Source organism: Streptomyces bacillaris (assembly GCF_003268675.1).
GTDB lineage: Bacteria > Actinomycetota > Actinomycetes > Streptomycetales > Streptomycetaceae > Streptomyces > Streptomyces bacillaris.
Genome location: NZ_CP029378.1, coordinates 495776 through 512320 on the forward strand (window position 1 = coordinate 495776; position 16545 = coordinate 512320).

Annotated in this window: 10 protein-coding genes and 1 pseudogene; 2 read left to right on the plus strand and 9 right to left on the minus strand. The window is 73.6% G+C overall.

Going from position 1 to position 16545, the window contains the following annotated elements; genetic code table 11:
* Window positions 1-20 precede the first annotated feature (20 nt).
* From DJ476_RS02185 to DJ476_RS02200, 4 genes are all read right to left on the minus strand, one after another.
* Window positions 21-1100, minus strand: a complete 1080-nt coding sequence (locus DJ476_RS02185; RefSeq protein WP_112489669.1) for an arylcarboxylate reductase — start codon at window positions 1098-1100, stop codon at window positions 21-23.
* Window positions 1097-2059, minus strand: coding sequence for a malonyl transferase (locus tag DJ476_RS02190; RefSeq protein ID WP_103417753.1), 963 nt, complete (start codon window positions 2057-2059; stop codon window positions 1097-1099). The genes DJ476_RS02185 and DJ476_RS02190 overlap by 4 nt, the downstream gene beginning before the upstream one ends.
* Window positions 2060-2311: 252 nt before the next feature.
* Window positions 2312-2665 carry a helix-turn-helix transcriptional regulator gene (locus DJ476_RS02195; RefSeq protein ID WP_103417754.1) on the minus strand — a complete coding sequence of 118 codons (354 nt, stop codon included), beginning with the start codon at window positions 2663-2665 and terminating at the stop codon, window positions 2312-2314.
* Between the two features lie 33 nt (window positions 2666-2698).
* On the minus strand, window positions 2699-3460 hold the full coding sequence (locus DJ476_RS02200) for a thioesterase II family protein (RefSeq protein WP_112489670.1): 762 nt from the start codon (window positions 3458-3460) through the stop codon (window positions 2699-2701).
* 620 nt (window positions 3461-4080) lie between these two features.
* Here DJ476_RS02200 and DJ476_RS02205 point away from each other — a divergent pair.
* Together DJ476_RS02205 and DJ476_RS02210 are read left to right on the plus strand one after the other, a co-directional pair.
* Entirely contained in the window at window positions 4081-5907 is a 1827-nt protein-coding gene (locus DJ476_RS02205) for an AfsR/SARP family transcriptional regulator (protein WP_318294302.1), read from the plus strand.
* A gap of 147 nt (window positions 5908-6054) precedes the next feature.
* Window positions 6055-6717: a class I SAM-dependent methyltransferase gene (locus tag DJ476_RS02210; RefSeq protein ID WP_112489672.1), complete on the plus strand. Its 663-nt coding sequence runs from the start codon at window positions 6055-6057 to the stop codon at window positions 6715-6717.
* Window positions 6718-6759: 42 nt separating this feature from the next.
* On the opposite strand, the gene DJ476_RS02215 is transcribed toward DJ476_RS02210, so the two are convergent.
* The 5 genes and pseudogenes from DJ476_RS02215 to DJ476_RS02235 form a co-directional block, all read right to left on the minus strand.
* Entirely contained in the window at window positions 6760-7860 is a 1101-nt protein-coding gene (locus tag DJ476_RS02215; protein ID WP_103417771.1) for an HAD-IIIC family phosphatase, read from the minus strand.
* Between the two features lie 35 nt (window positions 7861-7895).
* Window positions 7896-9011 carry an acyl-CoA dehydrogenase family protein gene (locus DJ476_RS02220; protein ID WP_112489673.1) on the minus strand — a complete coding sequence of 372 codons (1116 nt, stop codon included), beginning with the start codon at window positions 9009-9011 and terminating at the stop codon, window positions 7896-7898.
* Window positions 9004-9285 (minus strand): acyl carrier protein, encoded by a 282-nt coding sequence (locus tag DJ476_RS02225; protein ID WP_103417759.1) that lies wholly within the window; start codon window positions 9283-9285, stop codon window positions 9004-9006. The genes DJ476_RS02220 and DJ476_RS02225 overlap by 8 nt, the downstream gene beginning before the upstream one ends.
* Window positions 9286-9307: 22 nt before the next feature.
* Window positions 9308-10177 carry a 3-hydroxyacyl-CoA dehydrogenase family protein gene (locus DJ476_RS02230; protein ID WP_103417772.1) on the minus strand — a complete coding sequence of 290 codons (870 nt, stop codon included), beginning with the start codon at window positions 10175-10177 and terminating at the stop codon, window positions 9308-9310.
* Between the two features lie 17 nt (window positions 10178-10194).
* Window positions 10195-16541: pseudogene (locus DJ476_RS02235) on the minus strand (type I polyketide synthase).
* Window positions 16542-16545 lie beyond the last annotated feature (4 nt).

Here is a 16545-nt window from a genome sequence, read left to right on the forward strand (position 1 = left end):
CGCCTGGCCGGGGAGCTGCGTCAGTAGAGGCCCTCGGGCGAGGAGTCGGTGATCTGGAGGGGGCGGATGTTGGCGACGCCGTCGGTGGGCCAGAGGTCGGTCGGGTGGCGGAGGGCCTGGTCGCGTTCCAGGATGTTGGGGAGGAAGAGGTCCTCGTGGAGGACGGTGAGGCGCACCCGGCCGACCGCGCCCGGGGCGACCGGGGTCGAGAGGTCGCTCCTGTCGACCACCGCCATAGTCACCTGCGGATAGTTCGGGACGTAGCTGATCAGTTCGCCGTCCCGCTCGATGTCCAGGCAGGCCGCGTTGCCGAAGGTGTTGCCGTACGTCAGTCCGCAGATCCCGCCCCGCAGGGCGGTGGTGAAGGTCCGGTACATGTCGGCGCTGATCTGGGTGCCGCTCAGGCGTACGCCGTCCAGGGCCGCGACCAGTTCGGGCCGGTGCCGGCAGAGGGCCTGGAGGAGGGCCGGGGTGGTGTTGAGGTAGTGGACCCGGCCCTGCCTGAGGACGTCGGTGATCTGCTCCAGCAAGTGGGCGGTGTAGTCGTCGACCTCGGCCAGACGTCCCGCCCGGATGAGGCGCTTGACCCACCGGGGATCCATGTCCACCGCGTACACCTGGCCGGCGTGGAGTTCGGACACCTCCCGGACGCCGTTCCCGATCAGGTGCGGTCCGGTGGGGGTGGCCTGCAGCCAGGTGCGGCCGGGGGCGAACCCTTCCCGTACGAAGGACCAGCGGCGCCAGATCGCCCGGTGCAGCAGCATGTCGGGGGTGTAGAACGCCCGGCAGGGGGTGCCGGTGGTGCCTCCGCTGTCCCAGACCCGTCCGGCCAGCGGCCTGGGCACGGACAGCGGGACGAGGTCCGCGGGGTCCTCCTCGCGCAGCCGGTCGAGCGGGAACGGGCCGAAGGCGCCGAGCTGGTCGTAGCGGGTGATGTCGCGGGCGTCGAAGTCCAGCCGGGAGGCCTGATCGAGCCAGTAGGGGCTGCCGGACACCGGGTCGAAGTGCCGTCGGACCACGGTGCGGGTCCACTCGTCGAGGTCGGTGTCCAGCCATCGTGCGATCCGGGCGTCGGGGTCGGCGCGGGTGGCGGCGGTCACGACAGGGCCGGGGCGCCGGAGAGGTCGATACCGAGGTCGTAGGCGGTGGTCAGGGCCTGCTCGATGTGTTCGGGCCGCTCGATGTGGACCACGGGGAAGGGAAACGCGAGGATGCCCTCGGGGATCGAGGGGCCCATCACCAGCCCGAGCCGTACGCCCTGCTCCTTCATCCCGCCGTAGACGTCGACCAGGCTGATCGGGTGCGTGGAGTTGCGCTGGAAGAGGTCTCTGACGTCGGCCGCGGTGCGTAGGACCTTGGGCTCCAGGCAGGACAGCAAAGGGAGTTCGGGGTCGGTGAAGGGGATCGCGTCGATGCGCGGGGCCATGAAGTCGCGGTAGGGCCGGCGCAGCGGGGTGTGGACGGCGATGGTGCGCCCGGGGAGCGGCACGACCGTTCCCGGTGGGGCCTCGGCGGCGAGCGCGCCGAGTGCTTCGGCGTGGCCGGCGAGCATCATGATGCGCCGGGTGCCGTCGGCCGTGGGCCCGAAGTCGCCCGCCAGGTGGATGCCGGGGACGTTCTCGCCCGGGTGGGAGGGGGCGCCCCCGTCGAGGGAGCCGAAGGCGATGGCTATCCCCTGTCGCGGGTCTCCGGCGGGCGATTCCGGGGCGTCGCGGGAACCGGCCAGCATGTCGAAGAGTTCCCGCCGCCCCAGCGCCCCGGCGAGACAGCTGGCGGTCATCGCGCCGAGGCTGAGTCCGCCGATGGCCGCGGGGCGCAGGCCGAACGAGGCGAGTACGTCGTGTACGCCGATCGCGAGGGCGGCTTCGCGGACGGTGCCGACGCTCTGGCGCTCCTCCTGGGCGGCCGGGAGGTCCTCCTCCAGGATCTGTCCGACCGTCAGCCCGGTCCATGCGGAGACCTGTTCGTACCAGCTCCGCACGGTCTCGTAGGTCCGGTAGAGCTCCAGGCCCCGCGGCTCGGTCCCGACGCCACCGCCGAATAGGTACCCCAGACTCATGACAGCTCCTGTGGATTGGTGTGAATGGAGGGGCAGTGGTGCGGCCCAGGTGCAGTACAGCGGACGTGTACCTGACAGTTCCATGGCGCAGAATCCGGCGTTCGCCCGGGCGGTCGGCAATCTGTCGCGCGGCGCGATATCGAGACGATATCCAGCTCTGGGAAAATCTCCGGCAGCATACCGGCGGAGTGCGTTCTCTCGCCTTCGGAAAGGATCTGTTCGGTCCTTTGTCCGAGGGGTCGACGCCCTCTTCTAGGGTTCAAGGAATTCCGGGAGGACACGGGGCGGCCATGCCCCGACGCTCAGCACACCGAGCGAGTGCGCCCGGGAAATCAGAGCGGCCCGGTTCGTGGCCTGGAAATGGCGCATCATCAGCCCGATGCGGTACTCGACGCCCTGTCGGCTCAGATAGAGCGATGCCGCCAGCCGGACGGTCGGGGTGCCGACCGCGACACCTTCCAGGATGCGGACGTCCACGGCGGTCAGCCGCCGGACACCCGTGCCGGCGGACGGGTCCGCGCCCGCCGGACGGGCGTCGCCGACGGGCTCGGACCTCGGCGGCCGCGGTGCGGGCTTGGTCTCTTCAGAGGTCGCTGACGGTGTCACTCCCCGGTCCCCCCTTCTCTGTCGTCCGTTGTCTCAGGTCCGCAGCGTGCCGGTGAGGTGGTCACGGAGCATGGCGGTCACCTCGTCCGCCCGGCTGCTGAGGTAGAAATGCCCGCCGGGGAAGACCCTGAGGTCGAACGCGGCTGTCGTGCGGTCGCGCCAGTGCGCGGCCTCGGGGACCGGTGTCCAGGGGTCCTGGTCCCCCACCACGGCGGTGACCGGGCAGGTGACCACGGCGTCGCGGTCGGCCCGGTAGGCCCCCAGGGCCCGGTAGTCGCCGCGCAGCGCGGGCAGCACCATCCGCAGCAGCTCCTCGTCCTCCAGAAGCCGGGCGTCGGTGCCGCTCATGGCCCTGACCTCCGCCACGATGCCCTCGTCGTCGAGCGGGTGGGAGAGCTCGGGCCCGTCCACGGACGGCCCCTTGCGGCCGGAGACGAAGAGGTGGTCGATCCGGCCGCCCGCGCGCTCGATCCGCCGGGCCACCTCGAAGGCGACGAGCGCGCCCATGCTGTGCCCGAAGAGCGTCAGAGGGAGGTCGTCCCAGCGGCGCAGCGCTTCGGCCACGTCGTCGGCCATGCGGTGCAGGTCCTGGACGGCGGGCTCCTCCCGGCGGTCCTGCCTGCCGGGGTACTGCACGGCCAGGAGGTCGACCGGTCCGCGCAGCGCCGCGGAAACCGGGAAGTAGAAACTGGCCGAGCCACCGGCGTGCGGAAAGCAGACCAGGCGGCGCGTGGCCGTCGGCGAGGGATGGAAGCGACGGCACCACAGGTCGCTGTCCAAGGAAAGCGAGGTCATGTCGGCCTTTCAATCCTTTCTCGAATTATCCGCGCGTGGCCGGCGAGCGGTGCTCGGTGATCGCATGGCACATCCTCCGCACCGGTGGGTCGGCCAGTACGCGCTAATGCGGGGAGCGCCGAGCGGCGGTGATCGGCGAGTCAGGGCACCGCATATGACAGCCTGCCATGCCTCTCGGAATGTCAGCAAGTACGCATCTGAGCGTATCCGGCCACGCAGGTCCGCGTTCAATTTCCGCTGCTTCTCCGGTAAATGGCGAGAAAGCTGCGGTCCGGATCAATCCCGGGGATTTACTCGGCTCCGGCTCCACGGCGACGGGCCGGGCGGGCCCGTGACGGCGGACCCGCTGCTCCTCCCGTACGACCCCGGACTCCGGCCGCCCCGGAGCGGCGGACGCGGAGCCGCCACGAGGGTGCCGCGCAGCGTAAACCCGGCACGAGCGCAAGACCCCTCGCTCTAGGAATACATCTAGACACGACAGGAGCGCGTTGACCCCCACATGGTCACCTAAGACGCTGGAAGCAGTCTTGCCCACCGGTCGTGCGACGAAGAGGACTCCCCCCTTGAACTTCCTGTTGCTGGGCCCGCTTTCCGTCCGGTTGAACGCGCGTGAGGTGCACGTGTCGGCGCCGAGGCAGCGCGTGGTCATGGCAGCGCTCCTCCTCAACGCCAACCGGGTGATCTCGGTCGACCGCATCACCGAGTACGTCTGGGACGGCGCCCCGCCTCCGAGTGCCGCCGCGACCGTGCGCACCTACGTGATGCGCCTGCGGCAGTCGCTGGGCGAGCACGCCTCCGCCCGCATCCTCACCCGGGCGCCCGGCTACCTTCTGGAACTCGGCGAGCACGAGAGTGATCTCGGCCAGTTCACCGCCCACCGCAGACGCGCGGCGGAGTTGGCCGAGCGCGGAGACCTGGAGGGCTCCTCCGCCGAGCTGGCCGAGGCGCTGGCCCTGTGGCGTGAGGAGCCGCTGGCGGACATCCCGTCGCGGACGCTGCGCGATGTGGAGGGCCGCTACCTCCAGGAGCTCCGGCTGCAGACCATGGAGCTGCGGTTCGACGCGGAGCTGGCGCTGCTGCGGCACGCCGAGATCGTGCCGGAGCTGGTGCGGCTGGTGCGGGAGCATCCCTTACGGGAGGCCCTGGTGGGCAAGTTGATGCTGGCGCTCTTCCGCTCGGGACGGCAGTCGGAGGCCCTGGACCTCTACCGGCGCACCCGGGTACTGCTCGTCGAACAGCTCGGGGCCGAGCCGAGCGCGGATCTGCGCGAGGTCCACCGGCACATCCTCTCGGCCCACGACCGGCCCCGTACGCCCGACCCGCAGGAGCGGCCCGCGCCGGCCCCGGAGACAGCCGCCGCACCGGCCGCTGCCACGGTCCGGGAAAGGCCCCGCTGGCCCGATCCTGCGCAGCTTCCCTCGGTGCCGCTGCCGCTGTCGGCCCGCTCCGACGCGCTGGCGCGGGTGCGGCACTTCCTCACGACCGGCACGATGCCCGCGGGCATGGTGGCGACGGCGGTGGTGACCGGCCGGGGCGGTGTCGGCAAGAGCGCCCTGGCCCTGCACGCGGCGCACACCATGCGCGGCTCCTCCGTACACGGCCAGCTCTACGCGGATCTCGGCGGGGCGGAGCGGCCGTCGACCGCCCGGGAGGTGCTGCCGCGGTTCCTGGCGGACCTCGGTGTGCCCCGGGACGAGATCCCCGGGGAGGAGTCGGAGCGGGAGAGCCTCTACCGTTCGCTCACCGCGGGCCGCCGTCTGCTGGTGGTGCTCGACAACGTCTCCGGCTCCGCGCAGGTGCGGCCGCTGATCCCGGGCAGCGGGGGCAGCAGGCTGCTGGTGACCAGTCGGCGGCGGCTGGCCGATCTGGAGGGGGCGCGCACCCTTCTGCTCGGCCCGCTGGACGAGGCCGGGTCGCTGGAGCTGCTGGGCAGCATCGTCGGCACGGCCAGGGTCGGCGGCGAACCGCGGGCGGCCCGTACGGTGGTGACAATCTGCGCGGGCCTGCCGCTGGCGATCCGGATCGCGGGGACCCGGCTGCTGGAGCGCCCGCACTGGAGCATCGGGCACCTGGCCCGGCGGCTCACGGAGGCCCCCCGGCTGCTGGACGAACTGTGCGCGGGCGATGCCGGTGTCCGGCCCTGTCTGGACGCCGAGGTGGCCGGGCTCCGGCGGACGGCACCGGGCGGAATCGACCCCGCCGAGGTGCTGGCCGCGCTGGGGGCCGCCGGGGCGTCCTCGGTCTCCGGCGGCGAGGTCGCGGTGATGTTCGGCTGCCCGGAGGCGCAGGCCGAGGAGGCCCTGGACTCCCTGGTCGTGGCGAATCTGCTGGGTGCGCCCGCGGGGGGCCTCTACCAGCTGGACGCGCTGCTGCGGGCGTACGCCCGCGAGCGGGCGCAGGCGGTCGCCGTACGGCGGCACGGCCGCTCCTACATGCGCGCCGGGTGACCCTCCCGGCACCCCTGCCCCACCCATCGCCCCGATCCTTCCGACCCGGTCTTTCGCGTCCGACCCGATCCTTCGCGACCCGATGTCCTTCGCCCGGATCTCCTCCACCCCGATCACCCCGATCTCCCTCGAGAGGACCCCCGCACCATGGCCGACCAGACAGCAGCCACCCACGACCTGCTCGCCTACGTCCGCGAGATCTCCCTTCGTGACGACGATCTCCTCAAGGAGCTGCGGGAGACCACCGCGGAGCTGCCGGGCGGGAGCGCCCTGCAGGTGATGGCGGAGGAGGGCCAACTGCTCTCCCTGCTGGTCGGGTTGACGGGGGCACGGACGGTGCTGGAGATCGGCACCTACACCGGCTACAGCACCCTATGCATGGCCCGCGCGCTCCCGGCCGGCGGTCTGCTGGTGTCCTGCGACATCGACGACCGGTGGCCGGCCATCGGCGCCGACTTCTGGAAACGGGACGGGGTCGACTCACGGATCGACCTGCGGATCGGCGATGCCGCCGCGACCCTGGACACGCTGCTGGCGGAGCGCGGGCCGGAGAGCTTCGACCTGGTGTTCATCGACGCGGACAAGGCCAACTACCCCCGCTACTACGAGTCGTCGCTCGCGCTGCTGCGCGCCGGGGGTCTGATCGTGGTCGACAACACCCTCTTCTTCGGCCGGGTGGCGGACCCGGCCGCCGTGGACCCGGAGACCGCCGGGGTCCGGGCTCTGAACCGGGTGCTGCACGAGGACCCCCGGGTGGAGCTGTCGCTGCTGGTGATGGCCGACGGGATCACCCTCGTCCGCAAGCGCTGAGGGCAGCGGGCCGGAGCCCGGGAGCACCGGCCGCCGCGGCGGTCACGGTGTTCCCGGGCCCCCTCCCGGTGTGCTCAGGTCGGATGCCTCCACATCCATGACGGTGGACACCACGCGCGGGCCGGGGGCCAGGTGCAGGCGCTCCAGTCCGGTGTCCTCCGCGACCGGTACGAAGACGGCGGCGCACGGGCACGGGGCTTCGGCCAGGCCCTCGAAGCCCGCGAACCGGTAGGCGATCTCCATCATCCGGTTGCGTTCGGTCGCCCGGAAGTCCGCCACCAGGTGGACCCCGGACCGGGCGGCGGCGTCGGCCAGCCAGTTCAGCAGGGTCGCACCGGCACCGTAGGCGACGACCCGGCAGGACGTGGCGAGCAGCTTGAGGTGCCACAGGCCCGGGTGCCGCTCCAGCAGCAGGACGCCGACCGCGCCGTGCGGGCCGAACCGGTCGGTGAGGGTGACCACCAGGACCTCGTGCCGGGGGTCGGTGATCAGGCCGCGCAGCACCGCGTCCGGGTAGTGGACCCCGGTCGCGTTCATCTGGCTGGTGCGCAGGGTGAGTTCCTCGACCCGGGACAGCTCCTCGCCGGTGGCCCGGCCGATGCACATCCGCAGGTCCAGGGAGCGCAGGAACTCCTCGTCGGGGCCGGGTGCGGCCGCCCGCTCGGCCTCGCGGCGGAAGCCCGCCTGGTACATCTCGCGGCGGCGCCGGGAGTCGACGGTGCTGGTCGCGGGGGTGAACTCGACGAGGTCGGGGAGGGCCAGGACCCGGTCGGCCGGGTAGCACCGTACGTCGGGCAGGTGGAAGGCCACTTCGGCCCGTTCGGCGGGCCGGTCGTCGACGAAGGCGATGGTCGTGAGCGCGAAGTTCAGCCGGTCCGCGATCCGGCGCACCGCATCGGACTTGGCCCCCCACCCGATCTCCGGCAGGACGAAGTACTCGGCCACGCCGAACGCCTCCAGCCGGGCCCAGGCGTGCTCGTGGTCGTTGCGGCTGGCGACGGACTGGAGGATGCCGCGGGAGTCGAGCTCGATCACCACCTTGCGCACCTCGTCCGGCAGGTGCACCTCGCCGTCCTCCAGCAGGGTGCCCTGCCAGAGGGTGTCGTCCAGGTCCCAGACCAGGCATTTGACGGTCTCGGCCATGTCGTCCTTCCTCGTCTCGTCGGACGCGGGCCCGCTCACGGTGCCCCCGGAGCGGAGAGGGCGTGCTGGGCCAGCATCAGCCGGCACAGTTCGTTGCTGCCCTCGATGATCTCCATCAGCTTGGCGTCCCGGTACGCCCGGGCCACCGTGTGCCCGTCCCGGGACCCGGCCGAGGCCAGTACCTGAACCGCCGTCGCCGCGCCCCGCGCGGCCTGGGTCGCGCTGACGTGTTTGGCCAGTACGGTCGCCACCACCTGGTCCGGGGAGCCTTCGTCCCAGCAGCGGCCGGCGTACTCGCAGACCCGCGTGGCCACCTGCTCGGCCGTGTAGAGGTCGGCGATGTGCCCGGCGACGAGCTGGTGTTCCGCGATCGGTCTGCCGAACTGCTCCCGTCCGGCGGCGTGCGCGGTGGCCGCCGCCAGACAGGCCCGCAGGATGCCCACGCACCCCCAGGCGACGGACATCCGCCCGTAGGCCAGCGCGGTCGTCACCAGGAGGGCGGTCGGCAGCCCGTGGCCGCCCAGGACGCTGTCGGCCGGCAGCCGCACCCCGTCGAGGTGGACGTCCGCGTGTCCGGCCGCGCGGCAGCCGAGCGGGTCGGTGATCCGCTCGATCCTGACCCCGGGCGTGCCGGTGGGCACGACGACAGCCACGGCACCGTCCTCGTGGCGGCCGACGACGACCACCAGGTCGGCGTAGTGGGCGGCGGTCACCCACTTCTTGTGTCCGTCGACGACAACCGTGTCACCGTCGCGGCGGACGGTCGTCGTCATCGCCGCGAGGTCGCTGCCCGCGCCGGGCTCGCTGAAGCCGACCGCCGCCAGCGCCCCACCGGTCAGCCGGGGCAGGAGGCCGGCCGACTGCTCGGCGGTGCCCAGGCGCTGGATGGTCCACGCCGCCATGCCCTGGGAGGTCATCACGCTCCGCAGCGAGCTGCACAGGCCACCCGCGTGCGCGGTGTACGCGCCGCTGTGCAGGCTGCTGAGCCCCCAGCCGCCGTACTGCTCCGGGACTTCGGCGCACAGCCGGCCCTCGGCTCCCAGGTCGCGGAGCAGCTCCGGCGGGATGAGGCCGGTGCGGTCCCACTCCCCCGCCAGATCTCCGACCCGCAGGGTGAGGGAGGTCATGGCACCGCTCAGGTCCTCACCCATGCCGGCCCCCGGCGGCGGGCACCCGGAGCCGGTCCACCAGCTCCGCCATCCGCCGTACGGTACGGAAGTTGTCCAGCCGCAGGTCCGCCCCGCGGATGGCGATGGCGTAGGTCTTCTCCAGGTGCACCACCACCTGCATGGCGAACAGGGACGACAGGCCGCCGACGTCGAACAGGTCGGTCTCGGCGTCCCAGGCGGTTCCGGTGCGTTCCTCCAGGAATTCCAGCAGTTCCTTCTCCAGGTCGTGGGTGTTGGGCGTGTTCGCTGCGGTCATGGCCGTCTCCTCGTCGGGGTGATCAGGTGTAGTCGTAGAAGCCGCGCCCGGACTTGCGGCCCAGCCGCCCCTCGCGGACCAGTCGGAGCAGCAGTCCGGTGGGACGGCAGCCGTCGTCGCCGGTGCGTTCGTGGAGCACGGTGAGGGAGTCGACGAGGTTGTCGATGCCGATCAGGTCGGCGGTGCGCAGCGGGCCGGTGGGGTGTCCCAGGCAGCCCTGCATCAGGGCGTCGACGTCCTCGGCGGTCGCCGTGCCCTCCTCCACGACCCGGGCCGCGTCGTTGATCATCGGGTGCAGGATGCGGCTGGTGACGAAGCCGGGTGCGTCCCGGACGACGACGGCCCGCCGCCGTACCGCCGTGAGCAGGGCCGCCACGGCGGCCATCGCGGAGTCCCCTGTCCGGGGACCCCGGACCACCTCGGCGGTGGTGATCAGGTAGGGCGGGTTCATGAAGTGGGTGCCGACCAGTTCCTCCGGCCGTTCCAGGGCCCCGGCCAGTTCGTCGACGGGGATGGAGGAGGTGTTGGTGATCAGCAGGGTTCCGGGCCGGACCAGTCCGGAGACCTCGGACAGGACGGCGGCCTTGACGGCGGCGTTCTCGGTGACCGCCTCGATGACGGCGGTCGAGCTGCCGACGGCCTTGAGCGAGGTGCAGGTGGCCAGAGTGCCGGGGGCCGTCCCGGCGGGCAGGGCGCCCATCAGCTCGGCCAGCCGGAGTTCACCGTCGATCAGTTCCCCGGCCCGGTCGAGCCGTTCCCGGTCGATGTCGACCAGGTGGACCGGCAGGCCGTGTCCGAGGGCGAGGACGGTGATGCCGACGCCCATCACCCCGGCTCCCAGGACGGTGAGGGCGGGGCGCGGGGGCGGGTCGTCGTACGGGGCCGCGGTCAACGGGTTCTCCTTCGTCTTCACAGGTCGTCGGGGGTGCGGAGGGTGGTGCCGAGCCAGTCGGCGACGGCGTCGCCGGTGGTCGCGACATGCTCTTCCATGATCGAGAAGTGGTCTCCGGGAACATCGAGGACGGTGTCGGCACCGGCCCAGGACGAGCGCCAGTCACCGGCTTCGGCGGACGGGCGGCCGAGCGGGGTGGAGGCGCGGACCAACAGCAGCGGGGCGCGGACCGCCGGTGGGGTCCAGTCGTCGAGCAGACGGAAGTAGCCGCCCATCGCGGTCAGCCGGGTCCCGTCCATCGGGGCCGCCCGGTCCTCGCGGGCGAACATGCCGCCCAGCAGGACGTCGTTGAACTGGGTGATGCCCTGGTTGTCGGAGAGGTAGGTGTCCAGCAGCACCACGGCCGCCGGGCCCTCGCCGCGCTGTTCCAGCGCGGCCGCCACTCCGTGGGCGAGCGTGCCGCCGGAGGAGGAGCCGGCCAGGACGAGCCTCCGTCCGGGCAGTTCCCGGAGCAGGGTCGTCGCCTGGAAGTCCAGCAGGGCCGCCATGTCGGCGGGCAGTTCCTCCTCGGGGGTGAACCCGGGGGCGTCCAGGGCGGCGACGGCGTAGCGGTCCCGGAAGCGGGCGGCGAAGCGGGCGTACTGGTGGGCGCCGCCGAGGGCGACGACGGAGCCGAAGCAGACGAGCACGGGGGCGTCGGCGCGCTCGTTCAGGCGCAGCAGCCGGGGGCCGGTGCCGGTGGCCGCGAGGTCGCCGCCGCTGTGAAAGGCCGGGCGGAGGGCGGAGGCGTTCTTGAGCAGGGCGATGCCCTCGTCGATCCGGCCGAGCGCGCAGGCGCGGCGGAACAGCACGCTCACCGGGTCGTCGGTGTCGGATGCGGCGGTGCTGGATGCGGCGGCGCCGGTCACGGGTGCGGGTGCCGGTGCGGGCCGGGGGGTGTCTTCCGTACGGGCCTCAGTGGCGAGGCGTGCCGCGAGTGCGGCGGGGGTGGCGCTGTCGAAGACGGCGGAGGGCCGTAACCGCAGTCCGGTGAGGGCGGCGAGCCGGTTGCGCAGCTCGACCGCGGTGAGCGAGTCGAATCCGACGGAGAGGAAGGGCGCGGTCGCGGACAGCGCCCCGGAGTCGGTGTGGCCGAGGACTTCGGCGGCCTGGGCGAGGACGAGTTCACGCAGGATCAGCTCGCGTTCCGGTGCGTCGGCGGCGGTGTCGAGCCGGTGTCGCAGCGCCGCTGCGGCACTCGGCGTCCCCTTCGCCCCGGTCGTGGCGGCCGGGCCGCGCCGGACCAGGGAGCGCAGCATCGGGTGCACCGGGCCGTCGCCGCGCGCGGTGAGGTCGAGGTGGGCCAGGACGACGGGGCTCCCGTCCTCCGGCGGGGCGGCGTCGGCGCACACCGTGTCGAGCAGGGCCATGGCCTCCTCGTCGGAGAGGCCGCGGGCGCCGCGCCGGTCGATGCGCCGCCGGTCGGCGCCGCCGAGCTCCGCCGTCATTCCGCTGGCCCGCTCCCAGGGCCCCCAGGCCAGGGACAGGCCGGGGAGACCGAGCCTCCGGCGTTCCGCGACAAGGGCGTCGAGCGCGGCGTTGGCGGCCGCGTAGGAGGCCTGGCCGGGGCTGCCCAGCACACCCGCGGCGGAGGAGAAGACGACGAACGCCGAGAGGTCCGCCCCGCGCGTCAGCCGGTCGAGGTGGTGGGCGGCATCGAGCTTGGGCCGCAGGACGGCGGCCACCCGCTCCCCCGTCAGCCCGTCCAGCAGACCGTCGTCGAGCGCTCCGGCGGTGTGGACCACGGCGCACAGCGGATGGCGTTCGGGGATGGCCGCGAGCGCGGCGGCCAGTGCCTGACGATTCGTCACATCACAACTCACGGAGGTCAGTTCGGCTCCCGCCTCGGCCAGCTCCGCCGTCAGCTCCGGCATCCCCGGGGCGTCGGCGCCGCGACGGCTCAGCACGAGGAGGTGGCGTACTCCGTGCGCGGCGACGAGATGGCGTGCCAGGACGGCGGCGAGAACACCGCCGCCGCTCAGCAGGACGGTTCCCTCGGGCGGGCCGAACGCACCGGCCGACCGGGCCGTCTCCGTAGAGGCGGGGGCGGGGGCCGTGGTGGCCGGTGGCCGGACCAGCCGGGGCGCGTACAGGACACCGCCACGCAGGGCCGACTGGGGTTCGCCCGTGGCGAGGAGGTCGGCGAGCGCGCCGCCGAGGCCGTCCGGGTCCGGACCGTCGATGTCCAGGAGCACGAACCGGTCGGGGTGTTCGAGCTGAGCGGCGCTGACCATGCCCCGGACGGCCGCCGCGCCGGGGTCCGCCGGCCGTGCGCCGAGCGGGCCGGTCGCCCCCCGGGTGAGGACCACCAGGGGCGTACGGGCGGTGCTGTCGTCGGCCAGGTGGGCCTGGAGGCGGTCCAGGACCCCGGACACGACCGTGTGCACCGCCTCGGGGTCCGCGTCCCGGGCGGGGGCGCCCCCCGGCTCACCGGCCGAGGTCCCGGTGCCGGTACTGGCGGACGGCGGGCAGACCAGCAGCATCGCGTCCGGTGTCGCGGACAGGGGTTCGGCGGGGAATCCGGCCGGCAGCAGCCGCTCGTCCCGAGGGCCGAGGAGGCCCCAGCGGGTGACCGGGCGGGGGCCGGGCCCGGCGGTGACCGGCGTCCAGCCGACGTGGAAGACCGAGCCGGAGGACGCCCGCAGCGCGGCGGTGGAGGCCGTGCGCAGGGTGAGTGCGCCGACCGTCGCCACCGTGCGCCCCGAGGGGTCGGTGATCCGCGCGGCGACGGTGTCGGGGCCGTCGGGGCGCAGCAGGACGCGCAGGACCGGCGCGTCGGAGGGCTCGATCGCGACGCGCTGCCAGGAGAACGGCAGGGGGACGCCGTCGGCGGGCTCCTCGGCCCCGGCGCCTCCACGGAGACCGGCCGTCTGGAGGGCCGCGTCCAGGAGGGCCGGGTGCACGGCGAACCCGTCCGCTCCGGTGCCGGGGAGGCCGTCGGGCAGGGCCACTTCGGCGTGGATCGCGTCCGGGGTGCGCCAGGCGGCGCGCAGGCCCCGGAACGCCGGGCCGTAGGCGACGCCCCGGGCTTCGAGGAGCCCGTACAGCCCGTCCACATCCAGCGGGACGGCGTCGGGCGGTGGCCATGCGCCGACCGGTTCGGCGGCCGTGCCGTTCCCGTCGGCCGAGGGCTCCTGCGGGCCGACCGTGCCGGTCGCGTGCCGGGTCCAGGGCGGGGCCCCGGCGCCGGGGGCGGCCTCGGGCCGGGAGTGGAACTCCACCGGGCGCCGCCCCGTGGGGTCCTCGGCCCCCACCCGTACGCGCAGGTGTACGGCGTGGTCGTCGGCGGCGTCGCCGGGCAGCAGCAGCGGGGCGGCGAGGGTCAGTTCCTCAACGAGAGCACAGCCGAGGCGGCGGCCCACGTGCGCGGCCAGCTCCACGAGGGCCGCGCCGGGCACGATCACGGTCCCGGCCACGGCGTGGTCCGCGAGCCAGGGGTGGGTGGCCGGGGAGATCCGGCCGGTGAAGAGGGTGCCCGCGTCGTCGGGCAGTTCGACCTCGGCGCCGAGCAGCGGGTGGTCCACGGCCGACTGTCCGGCGGCCACCGGGTCCCGGCCGGCCGGGAGGGCGTCGAGCCAGTAGCGACGTCGCTGGAAGGCGTAGGTGGGCAGGTCCACCCGCCGGGCGCCGGTTCCCTCGAACAGTTGCTCCCAGTCGACGCGCAGGCCCCGGACGTGCGCCTCGGCGAGGGCGGTCTGGAACCGGCGGAGCCCTCCGGCCCCGCGCCGCAGGGTGTCGAGCACCAGCGTCTCCGGGGCGCCCGCGGCGGCGGCCGTGTCCTCGATCCCGTACATCAGGGCGGGCTGGGGGCCGACTTCGACGAAGACGCGGTGCCCGGCCGCGAGGAGCGATCGGGTCGCCTGCTCGAACTCGACGGTCTGCCGGAGGTTGCGGTACCAGTACTCGGCGTCCAGGGCCTCCGTCTCCAGCAGGCCGCCGGTCACGCTCGAGTAGTACGGCACGGCGCCCGGGAGGGGGGTGATGCCGTCCAGGTCGGAGAGCAGGCGCTCACGGATCTGCGCCACATGCGAGGAGTGCGACGCGTAGTCGACCTCGATACGGCTCGCCCACACCCCTTCTTCGAGAAGTTCCTCCACCAGTGCCGTGACCGGGTCCGCGTCGCCCGAAACCACCGTCGACGAGGGGCCGTTGACGGCGGCCACCGACAACCGGCCCGCCCATGGGGCGATGCGCTCCCGCACCACGTCCACCGGCAACGGGACCGACGCCATGCCACCACGGCCCGCCAGCTCCCCCACCGCACGGGAACGCAGAGCCACCACGCGGGCCCCGTCGTCGAGGCTCAGACCGCCCGCCACGCAGGCGGCCGCGATCTCGCCCTGGGAGTGGCCGACGACGGCGTCCGGAACGACGCCGAACGACCGCCACACCTCCGCCAACGACACCATCACCGCCCACAGCACCGGCTGCACCACATCGACCCGCGCCAGCAGCCGCTCCGAGCCCAGCGCCTCCGTCAACGACCAGTCGACGTAAGGCCCCAGCGCCCGCTCACACTCCGCCATCCGTTCAGCGAAGACCTCCGACTCCCCAGCAACTCCGCGGCCATGCCCACCCACTGCGAGCCGTGGCCCGGGAACACGAGCACCGACCGGCCCGGGAGCCGACCGCTGCCGGACACCAGGCCCGCCGCGCCCGCGCCCCGGGACAGGGCGGCGACACCGGCCAGCAGTTCGTCCCGGTCCGCCCCCACCACCACGGCACGCTCCGCGAACCGCGAACGCCCCACCGCCAGCGAATGGCCCACGTCCACGGCGCTCAGCCCCGGTTCCGCCACCACCCGCTCGTGCAGCGCCGCCGCCTGGGCGCGCAGTGCCTCCGGAGTGCGCGCCGACAGTATCCAGGGGACGGCGACGGGCCCCGGTCCCGGCGCGACGGTCGGGTCAACCGGCTTGTCGGGAGCGGCCGTCGGGACTGTGGGGGCCTGTTCGAGGATGACGTGGGCGTTGGTCCCGCTGGCGCCGAAGGAGGACACCCCGGCCCGGCGCGGCCGTCCCGTCTCCGGCCAGGGGGCGGCCTCGGTGAGCAGGGAGACGGCTCCCTCGGTCCAGTCGACGCCGGGCGAGGGGCGGTCGATGTGCAGGGTGCGCGGCATCACTCCGTGCCGTAGCGCCAGCACCGACTTGATCACCCCGCCGACGCCCGCGGCGGCCTGGGTGTGGGAGAGGTTGGACTTCAGCGATCCCAGCCGCAGCGGGCGGTCGGCGGGCCGGTCCTGGCCGTACGTCGCCAGCAGCGCCTGCGCCTCGATGGGATCCCCCAGCACCGTGCCGGTGCCGTGCGCCTCCACCATGTCCACCTCCGACGGGGCGAGTCCGGCACGGGTGAGCGCCTGGCCGATCACGCGCTGCTGCGCGGGCCCGTTCGGGGCGGTCAGCCCGTTGCTGGCACCGTCCTGGTTGACGGCCGAGCCCCGGATGACGGCCAGGACGGGATGGCCCGCGCGCCGGGCGTCCGAGAGGCGTTCCAGCAGGAGCAGGCCCAGGCCCTCCCCGAACCCGGCTCCATCCGCCGCGGAGGAGAAGGACTTGCTGCGCCCGTCGGGGGCCAGGCCGCGCTGGCGGCTGAATCCGACGTACAGGCCGGGGGTGGACATCACGGTCACCCCGCCGGCCAGGGCGAGGGAGGTGTCGCCGGAGCGCAGCCCCTGGCAGGCGAGGTGGACGGCGACCAGGGAGGACGAGCAGGCGGTGTCCAGGGTGACCGCCGGGCCTTCCAGACCCAGGGTGTAGGCGATCCGGCCCGAGGCGACGCTCGGGATGCTGCCGGTGCCGAGGAAGCCCTCCACCTCGTCGGGCACGCGATCGAGCCGGGACGCGTACTCGCCGTAGATCACTCCGGTGTAGACGCCGGTACGGCTGCCGCGCAGGGTCGTCGGGTCGATGCCCGCGCGCTCCACCGCTTCCCAGGACGCTTCCAGCAGCAGCCGCTGCTGGGGGTCCATGGCCAGGGCCTCGCGCGGGGAGATACCGAAGAAGCCGGGGTCGAAGCCGGTGGCGTCGTGGAGGAAGCCGCCTTCCCGGACGTAGAACGTGCCGGGCGCGTCGGGGTCCGCGTCGAAGCCGCCCTCGACGTCCCAGCCCCGGTCGATGGGGAACGGCGAGACCGCGTCGCGTTCCTTGAGCAGCAGCTCCCACAAGTCTTCCGGGGTGCGCACACCCCCGGGGTAGCGGCAGCTCATCGCCACGATGGCGACGGGCTCGGCGCGGTCGTCGCGGAGCCGTCGGTTCTCCTCCCGCAGGCGCTGGTTGTCCAGCAGCGAGGCGCGCAGGGCGGCGACCACCTGATCCGTGTCGGCGGGCATGGGG